We start from the raw sequence: 15222 nt of genomic DNA on the forward strand, positions 1-15222 counted from the left end.
AATCGCGGTCGCCGCCTGTGCCCCGGTTCCCCCAGTCCGCTATTAGGCATCTCGCATGGATACCCGAACACTTGTCGTGGAAGACGCCACGATCCGCACGCCGCGCATGTCGCAGCCCCGCCCTGTCGAAGAAATCCGGAGTGTCGTGATCCGCTTCGTCGGCGATTCCGGTGACGGCATGCAGCTCACCGGCAACGAATTCTCGAAGTCGATCGCCCGCGCCGGCCACGACTTCGCCACCCACCCCGACTACCCGTCCGAGATCCGAGCCCCGACCGGCACGCTGTTCGGCGTGTCGGGCTACCAGATCCAGTTCTCGTCCGGCCAGGTGTTCACCTCGGGCGACGCGCCGGACGTACTCGTCGCGATGAACCCCGCCGCGTTGAAGACCAACCTCCCGGACCTCAAGCACGGCGGCATCATCATCGCGAACAGCGGGGCCTTCACCGACGGCAACCTGCAGAAGGCGGGCTATCAGACCAGTCCGCTGGAAGACGGCAGCCTCGCCGATTTCCGCCTCTACGCCATCGACATCGCGGAATTCACGACGCAGGCCCTGCAGCACACCGGCCTGTCGAGGAAGGAAGTCGGGCGCTGCAAGAACTACTATGCGCTGGGCCTGATGCTGTGCCTCTACGGCCGACCGCTGGAGTCCGAGGAAGAGGACATCCGCGCCAAGTTTGCGAAGAACCCCGACATCGCCGAAGCGAATGTCATCGCACTGCGTGCCGGCCATGCCTATGCCGAGTCGGCCGAGATGTTCGTCAGCACCTATCAGGTGCGCGCGGCCGACATCACGCCCGGCACATATCGCAGCCTCACCGGCAACCATGCCGCCGCCCTCGGTTTCGTCGCCGCCTCCGAGCTCGCCAAGGTGCCGCTCTTCCTCGGCTCCTACCCGATCACGCCGGCCACCGACATCCTGCACGAGCTCTCGGGGCTCAAGCACTACAACGTCACCACCTTCCAGGCCGAGGACGAGATCGCCGGCATCTGCTCGGCGATCGGCGCGGCCTACGGCGGCGTGCTCGGCCTGACCACCACGTCCGGCCCCGGCATGGCGTTGAAGACCGAAGCGCTGGGCCTCGCCGTGATGCTCGAACTGCCGCTGGTGATCACCAACGTGCAGCGTGGCGGTCCGTCGACTGGTTTGCCAACGAAGGTCGAGCAGTCCGACCTCTTGCAGGCGGTGTACGGCCGCAACGGCGAATGTCCGATCCCGGTCATCGCCGCGCGCTCGCCGGCCGACTGTTTCGACTGCGCGATCGAGGCCTTCCGCATCGCGGTCAAGTACATGACGCCCGTGATCTTCCTGTCCGACGGGGGCATCGGCAACGCCACCGAACCGTGGCGCATTCCCGATCCGGCGAGCCTGCCGCCGCTCGAAGTGAACTTCCGCACCAACCCGGACGGCTTCCAGCCCTACGCCCGCGACGAGCATCTCGCCCGCGCGTGGGTGCGGCCCGGCACGCCGGGCATGGAGCATCGCGTCGGCGGTCTGGAAAAGGATTTCCTCACCGGCAACATCTCGCACGACCCGAACAATCACCAGCGCATGGTCGAGGTGCGCGCCGCGAAGGTCGCCGGCGTCGCGCAGGACATCCCGCCGCTCACGGTGGAAGGCCCGTTGTCGGGCGACCTGCTGATCGTCGGCTGGGGCAGCACCTATGGCTCAATCGTGCAGGCCCGCGAACAGGCGGAACTCGCAGGCAAGTCGGTCGCGCACGTGCATCTGCGCCACCTCAATCCCCTGCCCGACGATCTGGGCGAAATCCTGTCCCGCTACAAGACCGTACTCGTCCCCGAACTCAATCTCGGCCAGCTCTCCCGGCTGCTGCGCGAACGCTATCTGCGCGATGTCGTCGTGATGTCAAAGGTGCAGGGAAAGATGTTCAAAGTCTCCGAGATCCGCGACCGCATCCTGGAGCTGTGCTGAGGAACCGACCATGAACCAATTGACCGAACTCAAGCCCCTGACCAAGAAGGACTTCGAATCCGACCAGGACGTGCGCTGGTGCCCCGGCTGCGGCGACTACGCCCTGCTCGCGCAGATGCAGAAGCTACTGCCGACCCTGGGCATCCCGCGCGAGAATTTCGCCTTCATCTCCGGCATCGGCTGCTCGAGCCGGTTTCCGTACTACATGGAAACCTACGGCATGCACAGCATCCACGGCCGCGCGCCGGCCATCGCGAGCGGCTTGAAGCTCGCGCGCCCGGAGCTGTCGGTGTGGGTGGTGTCGGGCGACGGCGATTCGCTCGCGATCGGCGGCAACCACTTCATCCACGCGATGCGGCGCAATATCGGCCTCAAGATCATCCTGCTCAACAACCGCATCTACGGCCTGACCAAGGGGCAATACTCGCCGACCTCCGAATTCGGCAAGAAGACCAAGACCACCCCGCACGGCAGCATCGACCGCCCCTTCAGCCCGATCTCGGTGGCGCTCGGCGCCGGTGCGACCTTCGTCGCCCGCACCATCGACAGCGACTTGCAGCATCTGCAGCAGACCCTCAAACGCGCCGCCGAACACCCCGGCACCGCCTTCGTCGAGGTGCTGCAGAACTGCATCGTCTTCAACGACGGTGCCTACGACGACATCAGCGGCAAACAGACTCGCGCCGACGCCCGCATCCTGCTCGAACAGGGCAAGCCGCTGCGCTTCGGCAAGGACGGTAGCAAGGGCATCCGCATGCGCGGCTTCGAACCCGAGGTGGTCACGGTCGGCGAAAACGGCATCACCGAAGCGGACTTGCTCGTCCATGACGAAGCGGCCGCAAACGGCGGCCTGGCCTTCTTCCTGTCGCAGTTCGCGGCCCCGTTGCCGGTGCCGATGGGCGTGTTCCGCGCTGTGGAGGCCCCCTCCTATGACGAGCTCAATGCCGAGCTCGCCGCCGACGCCCGCGCGAAGAAAGGCGACGGAACGCTCGAACGGCTCTTCAACAGCGGCGACACCTGGGTCGTGAACTGAAAGGGGGATGGCCACTGGCCATCCCCCTTCTCGTCCGCCCGCCCGACTTCCGCCGGGCGGAAAGTCCTCCTCAGGCCGTCAGGCTGGCGAACTTCTCCATGAGCTGATCGCGCGTCTCCACATGCGCGGGATCAGCGACGATGCAGTCGACCGGACATACCGCCACGCACTGCGACTCATCATGATGCCCGACGCATTCGGTGCACTTGGCTGCGTCGATCTGATAGTAATCGTCGCCCTGCGCGATCGCGCCATTCGGACATTCCGGCTCGCACACGTCACACGAAATGCAGTCGTCCGTGATCATCAGTGCCATGTCTTGCCACTCCTTTTCCGATTAAACAACAACGACGCCGAGAGCGTTACTGTGCGACCCAGCCGCCATCGACCGAGATCAGCGAACCATGCACGAAGCCGGCCTGCTCCGAGGCCAGCCACAGCACGCAGTTCGCGACGTCCTCGACCGTGCCGAGGCGCCCGATCGGGTGCAGCGCGACGAGGCTCTGTTCCAGTTCGGCGGCGTTGGGCAGGTTCATGAGCAGCGGCGTGCGGATGACCCCGGGGCAGACTGCGTTGATGCGGATGTTCTTGCCGCCGTATTCCACCGCGGCCGTTTTCGTGAGGCCGGCGACGCCGTGCTTGCTGGCGATGTAGGCCGAGGAACCAGGCAGGACGCGGTGGCTCAGCGCCGAGGCGGTGTTGATCACGACTCCGCCGCCCTGCGCCAGCATCTGGTTGATCGCGTATTTCATGCCGAGCCACACGCCCTTCAGGTTCACCGCGATGACGCGGTCGAAGTCGGCCTCGGTGGTCTCGGCGGTCAGGGCGTTCTCGTTGGTGATGCCGGCGTTGTTGTGCAGGATGTCGAGCCGGCCCCAGCGCGCGACGACGTTCGCGACCAGCTGCTCGACATCGGCGGCCCTCGTGACGTCGACGCGGTGGAAGTCCGCCGTGCCTCCGGCGGCGCGAATCTGGGCGACGGTCTGCTCGCCTTCGGCAGCCGAGATGTCGGCCACCGCAACGCGCGCGCCCTCGCGCGCGAAGGCGAGCGCGGTGGCACGCCCGATGCCCGTCCCGGCGCCGGTGATCAGAACGACCTTCTGGTCGAATTGTGCAGTCATGGCAGTCTCCTCCTTGTTGTCCCTGCTAGTTCTTGCGCGCTCCGGCGGCGATCCACGCGCGCACGCGCGCGCGGATCTCGTCGGACAGTTGCGGAAAGCCGAAGGGCATGCGCTCGCCCTGCCCTTCGACGTCGAGATGCGTCCCGTCGAGCTTGTGCATCAGGTAGCTCTCGTCGGGCTGGCCCGGCTTCACGCGCGCCAGGCGGCTTTCGACCGAAGGCACATTCACGAGCGACGCATAGGCGCCGCCCGGATGCAGCTTCATACCGCCCGGCTCCTGCCCGGTCAGATGGCAGCTTGCGCAATTGTCGCGCAGCACGGGCACGATATCGCGTTCGAAGCTCACCGCGTCCGCGGCGACGGCGACCGCCGGCAAGGCGACAGCCAGCAGCGCGACGACGGACTTCATGCCTTGCCCCCGCCCGCCACGGCGTGCAGCGCGGCGAGGTAGCCGAAAGTGAGCGCCGGGCCGATGGTCGCACCGGCCCCGAAGTACGCCGCCCGCGTCGGGGCGCTGATGCAGTTGCCCGCACCGTAGAGGCCGGGGATCGGCTTGCCGCGCGCATCGAGGACCTGCGCGTGCTCGTTCACCATCGGGCCGCTGCAGGTATCGAGCGCCCCCGGGCCGAGGATCACCGCGTAGTACGGTCCGGTGTCGGCGATCGGGTGCATCGTCAGGTTGGGCATCGGGTTGCGCGGTTGCGCAGTGCCGGCACGCAGCGGCGAGGACATCTCGTGCCAGTCCACGTCGTAGGCCGTCCGCCCGCGATCGAAGTCGAGGTCGCGCCCGGCGCGCGCGAAGCCGTTGAAGCGGCCCACGGTGTCCCTGAGGGTCGCGGCGAAATCCGGTGCGAGGCGCACGCCCCCGGTGTGCGCGGCGATCTTCGCGAGGCGGGTCTGGATCGCCTCGGCGAGCTCCTCGAAGCCCGCCCCCTGGATCACGAAGCGCGAGTTGCGGCGGTCGGCGGGGATCGGGAAGGCACCGCCGAAGGCGTCCATCGAGCGCTCGTCGAAGACCATGAACTGCACGTAGGCGGGAAATTCCTTGCCCACGGCCTCCCAAATGAAGTGCGAAGGGGTGCGATCCTGGTAGTTGAGCTTCTCGTTGACGACGCGCTTGCCGAGGCGGTTCACGACCACCATCGAATCGCCCGGGATTTGGAACGCACACATCGCCAGCGCGCGGTTCGCGATCGCCTCCTCCAGCACGACCTGGGTGCGGAAGGCGTTCGAGAGCACGCCCATACGGGCACCGGCCTCTTCGGCGATGGCGATGAAGTCGCCGGTCGAGCCCAGCGTCGCACAGGAACCGTAGAGCCCGGGCTGGTAGCGCTTGATCAAGTCTACGCCGTGGGCGTAGCCGCCGGTGCCGAAGACGACGCCGCGGCGGGCGCGGATGCGGACGGTGCGATCCCCGTGCAAGGCCTCGACGCCGACGACGCGGTCGCCATCCTTGATCACACGCGTCACCGCGTGCTCGACGAGCACCGGCGCGCCCTTGCCGCGCAGCCAGTCGATCATCCCGTTGGCGAGCGTGCGGCCGCCCTGCAGCGGCAGGCCGCCCGTCGATTCGAGGGCGCGCCCGCGCGGCACCTTGTTCTCGGGGAGGTGATCGGCGTAGTCGGTCGCGATGCGGTCGATGTTCGGCAGCTTGAATTCCTGGAAGCGCACCGCGCCGACCTTCTCCAGATGCTCGACCGCCGGCGAGGCGTTGTCGTAGTAGGCCTCGAGGCGGCGGTAGTCCTCCGGCGGCAGGCCCAGGGTCGGGCTGTCGGGCACATAGTCGCGCGGAGATGAATAACGCGCCATGTAGCGCAGGCAGTCGGCCTTCTCGTCCTGGATACCACGCTGACGGAGGAAGACGTTGTTCGGGATCCACGCGACCCCACCCGATTTGCTCGTCGTGCCGCCGGTCAGCGGCAGCTTCTCGACGACGATCACGCGCGCGCCGCGGCTCACTGCGGTCACGGCGGCCGAGCAGGCCGCGGCGCCGGAACCGATGCACACGACGTCGGCCTCATGGTCCCACTTGAGCTTCGCCGGCGCGGCCTCGGCGCGGGCCGTCACGCCCAGCGTCGCGAGCCCGCCGAGCGCGGCGCCGCCGCGGATGAGGGCCTCGCGCCGCCCCATCGATTTTGGTTCGGAACTGCCCATTCTCGTCTCCTTCCATCCTTCTTATGCGCAAAGGGAAGACCGGCCCGCGGTCCGCAGGGTGCGGGAGTCGATCGACACAAGCGGGGATGCCGGCCCCGCGTTGCGGGGTCCGGCAGCGGGCACCGGCTCAGACTTCGGCCAGCGCCTCCTCCGGCAGGGTGGCCTCGTCCGGCTTGACGGTGCCGCGGCGGGTTTCACCCTGCAGCAGGAAGTGCGACAGCGCGGGGATCAGGATCAGCGCGCCGAGCATGTTCCACAGGAACATGAAGGTCAGCAGGATTCCCATGTCGGCCTGGAACTTGATCGGCGACCAGGCCCAGGTCACCACACCGGCGGCGAGCGTCACGCCGACCAGCGCAACGACCTTGCCAGTGAAGGCTACCGCGCGCTGGTACGCCTGGCCGAGCGAGAAGCCCAGCCGCTGCTGCGCGAGCTGCACAGAGAGGAGATACAGCGCGTAGTCCACCCCGATGCCGACGCCCAAGGCCACCACCGGCAGCGTCGCGACCTTCACGCCGATACCGAGCTTGACCATCAACGCCTCGGCCAGTACGGAGGTCAGGATCAGCGGCAGCACCGCCACGACCACCGCGCGCCAGCTGCGGAACGCGATCGCGCACAGTACGATGACCGATGCATAGACGTAGATCAGCATCGTGCGGTTGGCCTCCGCGACGACGATGTTGGTCGCCGCGTCGATGCCGGAGCTGCCGGCCGCAAGCAGGAACTTGCGGTCGCCGTTGTTGTGCTTCTCGGCGAATGCGCTCGCGACCTTGACCACTTCGTCCAGGGTTTCGGCCTTGTGGTCGGTCAGGTAGGCGAGCACCGGACTCAGCGAGCACATCGTGTTGAGGAACTCCGAGTTCCACGAGATCGCGTTGTTGATCTGTCCATCGACGATCGACTGGTTGTCCGGAATGGTCAGCCACTTCGGATTGCCTTCCGTCGATCCGCCGATGTAGGCGCGCATCGTGTCGGCGAGCGAACTCGCGCGCTGCACGCCCGGCACCTGTTCGAGCGTCGCGCTCAGCCGGTCGATCTCGGTGATGGTCTGCCAGTCGCGGCAACCCTCGGGCGCGGTCTTCACCATCACCGCGAACACATCGCTGGAGATCTGGTAGTTGCCGGTGATGAACGCGTTGTCGCGGTTATAGCGCGAATCCGGGCGCAGCTCGGGGGCGCCGGCATCGAGATCGCCGACCTTCAGGTCGAGCGCGACGACATAACCGCCGACCGCCATCGCGATGCTCACCACGATGGCTGCGGTCGCCCAGCGGCGCTCGGTGAAGTGGTCCAGAAGCAGCCACACCTTGCCCAGGCCGCGTCCTTTCACTTCTTCCGTCTCCTCGGCGAGGCTGCGCTTGGCTGCGGCAGGGCTGACCCCGACATACGACAACAGCACCGGCAACAGGATCAGGTTGGTAAAGATCAGCACGCCGACACCGAGGCTTGCAGTCATCGCGAGCTCGCGGATGACGGGGATGTCGATGATCATCAGCACCGCGAAACCGACCACGTCGGCGAGCAGCGCCGTCACCCCGGCGATGAACAACCGGCGGAAGGTGTAGCGGGCGGCCACCCATTTATGCGTGCCGCGGCCCACGTCCTGCATGATGCCGTTCATCTTCTGCGCGCCGTGACTCACGCCGATCGCGAAGACGAGGAAGGGCACGAGGATCGAGAACGGGTCCAGCCCTTGCCCGAGGACCACGAGGCTGCCCAATTGCCAGACCACGGCCACCAGCGAGCACGCCAGCACCAGTACCGTGCTGCGCACGCAGCGCGTGAAGAGGTAGATGATGAAGGCCGCCACTGCCGCCGCGAGCAGGAAGAAGGTCATGACCTTCTGGAGGCCGTCGATGAGGTCGCCCGCCATCTTCGCGAAGCCGATGATGTACATGCGCACCGGCGCCCCTTCGCCGGAATTCGTCGCGTACTTAGAGCGGATGTTCTCGAGTGCCGTCGACAGCTTATTGTAGTCGAGCGAATTGCCGGCGCCGTCAGTCGGCATAAGGGGCACGACGATCATGCTCGAGTGCAGGTCGTTGGAAACGAGGCTGCCGGTGACGCCGGCACGCCCGACGTTGATCCGCAGATCCTCGATGGACTTGGCGCTGCCGTTGTAGTCCGTGGGCAGCACCGGCCCGCCCTTGAAGCCTTCCTCGGTGACCTCGATCCAGCGCACCACCGGCGTGAAGATCGACTTCATCCATGCGCGGTCGACACCGGGCAGGACCAGGATCTCGTCGTTTATTTTCGCGAAGGTCGCGAGAAACGCGGGATCGAAGATGTCGCCGTTGGGGTTCTCGATGACCACGCGCACCGAATCGCCCAGGCCGCGCAACTCGCCGCGGTTCTCGATGTAGTTCTGAATGTAGGGATGGCTCTGCGGAAGCATCTTGTCGAAGCTCGCATTGACCACCAGTCCGCGCATCTGGAAGCCGAAGAATGCGGTCAGCAGCACGCACACCGCGACCAGCACCAGCCGGTTGTTGAAGATCAGGCGCTCGACGATGTTGCCCGACCGGTCGTCGAAATCCTTGGGGTCCGATATCACCTGCAGTACGTGCCGCTCGTTCATGTCTCCTCGCTCCCGGTGCTGTGCCATTGCCTGGCTCGCCTGGTTCTGATTGTCTGTGACCGGTGTCTAGCGCACCGTCTCGCTCCGCATGCCCTCGGCACCGGCCAGGATCAACTGGCCGGCAGGCCCGGGGAACACCCCGTAGTAGGACATCGGCGTCTTCGGCTTGAGCGGCGTGAAGGAACGCCCGTGGTCCCGACTGATTTCCATGCCGCCCGCCTGAGTCACGAGCACCACCGCCCCGTCGGGCAGAAGCGCACCGTTGGTGACCCCGGCAAGCGACGACATCGCTGTCCGCTGCCACGCGGCGCCCGCATCGGTACTGCGATAGACGCTGCCGCGCATGCCGTACGCAAGCACGGTCGTCGACGAGATTGGCAGGAGGCCGAAGAGCGTGCCGCTGTATCCGGTCGGCGCGCGCACGAAGCGTCCGCTCGCGGCGTCGAGCCGCCAGACCATGCCCTGCTCGCCGGCAAGATAGACGTTGCCGCCGCGACCGGCGATCGCATTGAAGTGCAGGCCGTCGGGGTTGTCGGTCCGATCCATCCATGGCACCCATGTGCTCCCGCCGTCTTCGGTGCGGAAGATGCGGTTGAAGGTGCCCACCACGTAGCCGACGCGCTCGTTCTCGAAGTACAACCCGAGGAAGGGCTGCGTTCCGCCGCCGTCGACGAACGAGCGCTCCTCGGCGAGCAGGCGCTCGATCGCCGGCCCTTCCGCGAGCCTCCGCTCGAATGTCTCGACGGCTACTTGCGCCGCCTGTCGGCCGTCGAACTGCTTCACCCACTTGGCGCCACCATCGGTGGTGTGCAACACGACCCCGCCGTGCCCCACCGCCCAGCCCAGTTTGTCCGTCGCGAACGTCACAGCGACCAGGTCGGTGCTGACCGGGACGCTTGCCTGGGTCCAGGTGCGCCCCTCGTCGTCGGAATACACCACCAGCCCGCGGTAGCCCACGGCCACCATTCGCTGACCGGCGCCGGTCACCGCGAGCAGCGTGGAGCGCGCGGCGAGGCGGTTTCGCATCGCCGGCTCGTCGAGCGGATGCACGAAGGCCTTTGCCCACCCCGGCGTCGCAGCCGCGGCTGCCGCCCCCAGGACCTGCAGGATGAAAGTGCGACGGTTACCCATGAAACGCAATCTCCAATTTCGCACAACAAGGTGATGGTGAAGCCGTGGGCAAGCCACGGCCCCACCAGTCCCACCGGATCCGGTTTACCTCACGCCAGAGCCGGCCAGCGCCTCCGGCGAGTAGAAGTGCTCGGGGTGCGGTGCCACGACCTCCCAGCCCTTCGGATCGGTCGAGTACATCTGGTTCGTGTAGTAGCCGTTCGACAGGTCATACACCACGAACGGGTCCGTGCCATGCCCTTGGCCTTCGGCCTCGTAGAACGTGACCGGAATCGAATGCACCGTCCGGTACAGTTGCCCCGCCGCGTCGTAGCTGTCCGCCAGACCGACGCCCGGCAGATCCTCGTCCCAGTAGAAGGTACGCTTCGGGTACATGTGACGCTGGCCCGGCTTGACGGTCGCCTCGACCACCCAGACGCGGTGCAACTCCCAGCGCACGCAGTCCGGATTGAGATGGAGCTTCTTGTTGATCGTTTCCGGCGGGCACTGCTTGAGGTCGCGTGCCTTGTAAGCGTTGTACGGGATGTACATCTCCTTCTTCCCGACCAGCTTGAAGTCGAAGCGATCGAGCGCACCGTAGAACACCGCCGAGTCGTCGACCACCGCTGCCGTACCGCCGGTCGGGCTGGGGGTGTCGTAGGCGACGTCGGGCGACAGTTTCACGCGCCGCTGGCCCGGCAGATACGACCACGCCTGCCGACCGATGCTCACCATGTCGACGTTGTCGTGGATGACGAGCTTCTCGCCCGCCTTGCGCGCCGGGTTCCAGTAGTCGATGCGGATCTTCTCGTACGGATCCTTCGCGGCGATGACCCCCGTCTTCTTCGGATCGAAGATCGGGTAATAGGACGTGAAGTCGTACAGACCCGCGATCGTGACGTTGCCTTGCGGATCGACCAGGAAGCTCACCAGCCCCTTCACATCCGTCACGTGGTTGTCGTACTTGAGCAGCCGGTTCCACATCACCTCGTTGCCGGTCTTCGGAATCGGGAACGGCGTGCCAGCGTAGCAACCGTCGATCTTCAGCTCGTTGTCCGTCGTCTTGCAGGCGGTGGCGTTCTTGACCGCGTTGTCCAGGAAGAACTTCGGATAGTTCGCGGTGCGGTGGGTCGGATAGACGTCGATGCGGTAGCTAGGATACTTCTTCAGCATCGCCTTGACGCCCTCGCCCAGCTTGTCCGCGTACTTGTCCACGTTCTTGCCGTCGATCGAGAGCACCGGCTTCTCGTTCGCGAACGGATCCGGCCGCGCGCCGGGGACCTTCGGATCGTAGTTCGCGGCCTTCACGGGGCCGGTCCACTCGGGAATCGTGCCTTCCTTGTTGCCAGCCTTCTCGGCGCCCCACGGCAGCAGCGTGGTACCGAGCTTCTTCGCCTCTTCGGCGGTCACGGCGGCAATAGCGCCGCCAGCGTAGGCGGCGACGATCAGGGCCGCGAGGGTAATCTTGGTGCGGTGGATCATTTCCTATATCTCCTGTCGATTCTCAGAAGGTCGTCTTGAAGGTCACGGACAACCAGCCGCGGTCATGCAGGGGCGCCATGCCGCCGCTGGCCGTACCCATCACGACCGGGCTGATGCCGGGCACGAAGGCGAGCGGGTTGGGGCCCTTGTTGTAGTCACCGAAGTAGTCAGTGTAGGCAATGTCGAGCTTGTACTTGGCCTGATAGTCGAAGCCCAGACCGATGCTCCAGCTGCCATTGCCCTCGTTGCCGCCCGCCGGTACAGGCGAGTTGCCTTTGATGCCGGTATCGAAGTGGATCGGCATCGTGAGGTCGGTTTGCGGCAGGACGGCGAACCAGGTCGGCGTGAAGGTCACGCCGAAGCCCCACGCGTCACGCGTCGAGCACCCGTCGTCCCTGCCGCCGCGACCGCCGAACGAGTCGGCACACGCGTGACCGACGCCGGCATAGAAGGCCTTTGTCTTGCTGTCGAGGCTGGCGAGCCGACTGTAGGTAACTTCCCCCAGAAGGGTCGCGGAATCGAACAGCGCGGTCTTGCCGATGTACGCGATCGCATTCGCCAGCGCATGCCAGGTGTCGCCGCGTGCGATTTCGGGCGAACCGAAGGCAGTGTTCAGCGCGGTGTCCTTGCGATGCACGATTTCCGCACCGATTGCCGTACCGCCGACCAGCGTGGACATGCTCAGACCGATCAGCTTGACGTCTTCGGCGTAGGCATTGTGCAGCTCGCCGAAGGTTCCCCCGGTGCTCAGCACCGCCGGAATCTTGTCGTCGAACCTGCGGTAATAGACGCCGAACGTCCCCAGCTCGGTTGCCAGCTTGGCATTGACGCCCCAGCTGCCGGTGTCATCCGGAATCTCGTGCGGCCCGGACTTCAGGTTGCCGTGGTACGGAATGCCGAGGAAGTTGGTGCCGCGCTGGAAGAGCGGATCGAAGGTGTTGAAGTAGGTGCTGCCTTCGGCCAGGCGATAGGGCTTCCACTCGAGGAAGTACTGACCGGCGATCGACAGCTTGTCCGTTACCTGCGCCGCGAACGAAAGCTGATTGAGCGGCAGGAATAGCTCCTTCGCCTCGGAACCCGGCGTCGCGAGGGCCTTGCGAAAATCGACCGGCCCCTGCGAATACGAAACGCCATGGATCGGCGAGAACAGCGATTCGCCCCAATACACCGTGTGCCGACCGGCCTTCATGTCGATCGGCCGCCCGCCCACTTCCAGGCGCCCGAACACGAAGGCATCGAGAATCTCGCCCGAGCTGGTGTACGGGCGCGCCACGGAGTCGGTCAGGCGATTGCGCGGAAAGGCGGTACCCAGACCTGCACGCTGATAGGCCGGATTGCCGTCGACATCGCGATCGTAGGCGGCGTCGTACCAGGCCGCACCTGAAATGCGGAAGCCATGGTTCTTGTTGTAGATGAAGTCGAATTCGGACAGCAGGTCGACACGATTGGTGACCATCTCTCCCTGATCGAACCGGTGCTCGCCCCCCTGCATGCCCCACGAGTCGCCGAGCTTGCGATCACGCTCGTCAATCCGCCAACCCGCGTTGTACTTGACGGTGTTGTCCCAGCGAACGTTGAGATTTTCGTTTCCGGTCGGAATTTCGAACGCATGTGCAGCGCCACTGCACAGGGCCGCGGCGGCTACCCCTTGCGCGATCCGCCGCGGAATAATCCGGTATTTGCGATTTCGCTTCACTTTCAACTCCTCCTTTGAGCTGCGCTTCATTCTTTATCAACCAACAACTCTTGAAGTCTCTTGCCGGCTTTGCGTCGCGAACCGAGGATGCAGGTGTCGCGCGGACCAGTCCAACCGGCCGGTCGATGCCTTGCGAAGACTTACCCGCCTTCTTGGGGATTCCGCACCACCCAGGTGGACTGACACTTATCGATACTTGAGTGACCGCGTTCGAAAGTAGAATATCGACCGACCGGTCGGGTGTCAAGAATATCTTTCGAACTATTTTCGATGTACCTGAAACCCTTGCGGGACGGGGTGTTTCAGGGAAAAAAGAAGCGTGGCGGGTGCGCACCCGAAGGCCCGCACCCGACCATATGGGGGCCAAAACGACGGCCCCAGGGCGACGTCCGATCCGCCGCGGCGAACCCGAGGCCCCTTAGTCCGGCACCTTCATGACCAGGCGGCCGTTGTTGCCACCGCTGAAGAGCTGATTGAAGACGTCCGGCGTATTTTCGAAGTCCTCGCGTACATCGAGCCGCGCGTTCAGCTTGCCTTCCTTAAGCCACGCGGCGATCTCGCGGTAGGCCGCTTCGCTCGCGGGTGTGCCGAAATAATCGCCCACCAGGAAGCCTTCGATGCGGGCCGTATTCACGACCAGGTTCCACAGATTCCTTGGCCCCGGCACGGGTTCGCTGTTGTTGTACTGCGACACCATCCCACTGACGGCGATCCGCGCCCCCTTGGCCAGGTTGTCGATCGCCGCCTCGAGGATGTCGCCGCCGACGTTGTCGAAAAACACGTCGAGCCCGTTCGGAAACTCGCGCGCGATGGCCGCGCTCAGATTGTCAGTCGCACGGTAGTCGATGCACGCGTCGCAGCCGTAATCGCGCACGACGGTGGCACACTTCTCCGCCCCGCCGGCGATGCCGACCACCTTCGCCGCCCCCTTCAGCCGCGCCATCTGCGCGACCAGCGAGCCGACGCTGCCTGCCGCACCGCTCACCAGCACCTTGTCCCCGACCTTCATCCCGGCGATGTCGAACAGGCCGCGGTGGGCCGTCCCGCCACTCGTGCCCATCGCGTGCAGGTACATGGGCAACTCGAAGCCGGTCGAGACGTCCATCGGCGCGAGCACACCGAGCGAGCCCGTGCGCACCGGGGAGATCTGCTCCGGCCCGACGATCATGTACTTCGCCCACTGCCCGACGCCCGCCACAACCGTGCCGGTTTCGATCTGCGGATTGCGCGACTCGACCACCTTGCCGATCGTGACGCCCATCACCGGCCCGTCCAGCGGCAGGGGCTCCAGGTAGCCGCCGCTCGCCGACATCCAGCCGCGTGTGGCCGGATCCATGGCCATGTACAACACCTTCACGAGACATTCCCCGGCCTCAACGGGACGAAGCTCGGACCTGCGGAACTCGAAATCGGAGCGCTTGACCCGCCCCTCCGGACGCTCTTGCAGAATCCACTGATAGTTGGTGATACCCGCCATGCTGTCGTCTCCTCTGTTATATGAATTCTGCTCGGGCACCTTGTTCCTCCCCCTTCAAGGGGAGGGAGCGACCGCGCAGCAGTCAACTTGCCATCACCTTATTGCTTGCCGCATTACTTGGCACCGGCCTGACTGCGTTCCCACCCCTGCGGGTGCTTGCTCGTAAAGGCCGAGCTCACCGCCACGCGCTTGAATCGCCACCCGTCCGGGGTCCGGACGAACTCGTCGGTGTAGATGCCGCCAAACCAGATTGGCTCCTTCTCGGCGTTCTCGCAGGGGCAGAGCATGTGCCACTGCCCGGTCGCGAAATCGCCCTCGATCTTGATCAGCGGGTTGGTGACGCCGTGAAACCCGAACGGAAACGGATTCGAGTTGAAGAATTCGCGAATCGCCTCGCGCCCGTCGAGCCGGAACGAGGGCACGGCTTCCCACGCCCCATCCGGCACGAACAGCTCAGCCATCCGATCGCCGTCCTGCGTCAAGCCATCCCACCCGCAATCGACCGCATTGCAGTAATGGGCCTTGAGTTCGTTGATTTCCCTGACATCTTCCAGCTGCTGCAACCGCTCCTCGACACTTCTCGTCACAGTGCGCTCCCGATTGGCTTCAAGTCCTGCAATGGAAGGCGTCCG

The 15222-nt window shown here is 65.4% G+C and carries 12 protein-coding genes; 2 read left to right on the plus strand and 10 right to left on the minus strand.

The window, feature by feature from the left end:
• The first annotated feature begins 55 nt into the window (after nucleotides 1-55).
• Both GPA27_RS03075 and GPA27_RS03080 read left to right on the plus strand, forming a co-directional pair.
• Complete coding sequence (locus GPA27_RS03075) at nucleotides 56-1936, plus strand: 2-oxoacid:acceptor oxidoreductase subunit alpha (RefSeq protein ID WP_246260917.1); 1881 nt, start codon at nucleotides 56-58, stop codon at nucleotides 1934-1936.
• 10 nt (nucleotides 1937-1946) lie between these two features.
• Nucleotides 1947-2969 (plus strand): 2-oxoacid:ferredoxin oxidoreductase subunit beta, encoded by a 1023-nt coding sequence (locus GPA27_RS03080; protein WP_169137729.1) that lies wholly within the window; start codon nucleotides 1947-1949, stop codon nucleotides 2967-2969.
• A 70-nt stretch (nucleotides 2970-3039) separates the two neighbouring features.
• Here GPA27_RS03080 and GPA27_RS03085 read toward each other — a convergent pair whose 3' ends face one another.
• From GPA27_RS03085 to GPA27_RS03130, 10 genes are all read right to left on the minus strand, one after another.
• The gene (locus tag GPA27_RS03085) at nucleotides 3040-3285 is read right to left on the minus strand and encodes a YfhL family 4Fe-4S dicluster ferredoxin (protein ID WP_169137731.1); all 246 of its coding nucleotides are present in this window, start codon (nucleotides 3283-3285) and stop codon (nucleotides 3040-3042) included.
• A gap of 46 nt (nucleotides 3286-3331) precedes the next feature.
• Complete coding sequence (locus GPA27_RS03090; protein ID WP_169137733.1) at nucleotides 3332-4090, minus strand: glucose 1-dehydrogenase; 759 nt, start codon at nucleotides 4088-4090, stop codon at nucleotides 3332-3334.
• Nucleotides 4091-4115: 25 nt separating this feature from the next.
• Nucleotides 4116-4499 (minus strand): hypothetical protein, encoded by a 384-nt coding sequence (locus tag GPA27_RS03095; RefSeq protein WP_169137735.1) that lies wholly within the window; start codon nucleotides 4497-4499, stop codon nucleotides 4116-4118.
• Nucleotides 4496-6244 (minus strand): FAD-dependent oxidoreductase, encoded by a 1749-nt coding sequence (locus GPA27_RS03100; RefSeq protein WP_169137737.1) that lies wholly within the window; start codon nucleotides 6242-6244, stop codon nucleotides 4496-4498. Before GPA27_RS03100 ends, GPA27_RS03095 begins: the two co-directional genes overlap by 4 nt.
• A gap of 127 nt (nucleotides 6245-6371) precedes the next feature.
• A complete protein-coding gene (locus tag GPA27_RS03105; protein ID WP_169137739.1) occupies nucleotides 6372-8825 on the minus strand; it encodes an efflux RND transporter permease subunit in 2454 nt (817 codons plus the stop codon).
• A 66-nt stretch (nucleotides 8826-8891) separates the two neighbouring features.
• Entirely contained in the window at nucleotides 8892-9956 is a 1065-nt protein-coding gene (locus tag GPA27_RS03110; RefSeq protein ID WP_169137741.1) for a WD40/YVTN/BNR-like repeat-containing protein, read from the minus strand.
• 84 nt (nucleotides 9957-10040) lie between these two features.
• Nucleotides 10041-11417, minus strand: a complete 1377-nt coding sequence (locus GPA27_RS03115; RefSeq protein WP_169137743.1) for a DUF1329 domain-containing protein — start codon at nucleotides 11415-11417, stop codon at nucleotides 10041-10043.
• 22 nt (nucleotides 11418-11439) lie between these two features.
• Entirely contained in the window at nucleotides 11440-13113 is a 1674-nt protein-coding gene (locus tag GPA27_RS03120; RefSeq protein WP_256222756.1) for a DUF1302 domain-containing protein, read from the minus strand.
• A gap of 418 nt (nucleotides 13114-13531) precedes the next feature.
• Nucleotides 13532-14590 carry an NADP-dependent oxidoreductase gene (locus GPA27_RS03125; RefSeq protein WP_169137747.1) on the minus strand — a complete coding sequence of 353 codons (1059 nt, stop codon included), beginning with the start codon at nucleotides 14588-14590 and terminating at the stop codon, nucleotides 13532-13534.
• A gap of 113 nt (nucleotides 14591-14703) precedes the next feature.
• Nucleotides 14704-15153 (minus strand): nuclear transport factor 2 family protein, encoded by a 450-nt coding sequence (locus tag GPA27_RS03130; RefSeq protein ID WP_169137749.1) that lies wholly within the window; start codon nucleotides 15151-15153, stop codon nucleotides 14704-14706.
• Nucleotides 15154-15222: the final 69 nt, after the last annotated feature.

It is taken from the genome of Aromatoleum toluolicum, assembly GCF_012911005.2.
GTDB classification, from domain to species: Bacteria; Pseudomonadota; Gammaproteobacteria; order Burkholderiales; family Rhodocyclaceae; genus Aromatoleum; species Aromatoleum toluolicum.

Coding starts and splice junctions, on each gene's coding strand:
- GPA27_RS03075 (WP_246260917.1), top strand. CDS start 56: ATGGATACCCGAACACTTGTCGTGGAAGACGCCACGATCCGCACGCCG.
- GPA27_RS03080 (WP_169137729.1), top strand. CDS start 1,947: ATGAACCAATTGACCGAACTCAAGCCCCTGACCAAGAAGGACTTCGAA.
- GPA27_RS03085 (WP_169137731.1), bottom strand. CDS start 3,285: ATGGCACTGATGATCACGGACGACTGCATTTCGTGTGACGTGTGCGAG.
- GPA27_RS03090 (WP_169137733.1), bottom strand. CDS start 4,090: ATGACTGCACAATTCGACCAGAAGGTCGTTCTGATCACCGGCGCCGGG.
- GPA27_RS03095 (WP_169137735.1), bottom strand. CDS start 4,499: ATGAAGTCCGTCGTCGCGCTGCTGGCTGTCGCCTTGCCGGCGGTCGCC.
- GPA27_RS03100 (WP_169137737.1), bottom strand. CDS start 6,244: ATGGGCAGTTCCGAACCAAAATCGATGGGGCGGCGCGAGGCCCTCATC.
- GPA27_RS03105 (WP_169137739.1), bottom strand. CDS start 8,825: ATGAACGAGCGGCACGTACTGCAGGTGATATCGGACCCCAAGGATTTC.
- GPA27_RS03110 (WP_169137741.1), bottom strand. CDS start 9,956: ATGGGTAACCGTCGCACTTTCATCCTGCAGGTCCTGGGGGCGGCAGCC.
- GPA27_RS03115 (WP_169137743.1), bottom strand. CDS start 11,417: ATGATCCACCGCACCAAGATTACCCTCGCGGCCCTGATCGTCGCCGCC.
- GPA27_RS03125 (WP_169137747.1), bottom strand. CDS start 14,590: ATGGCGGGTATCACCAACTATCAGTGGATTCTGCAAGAGCGTCCGGAG.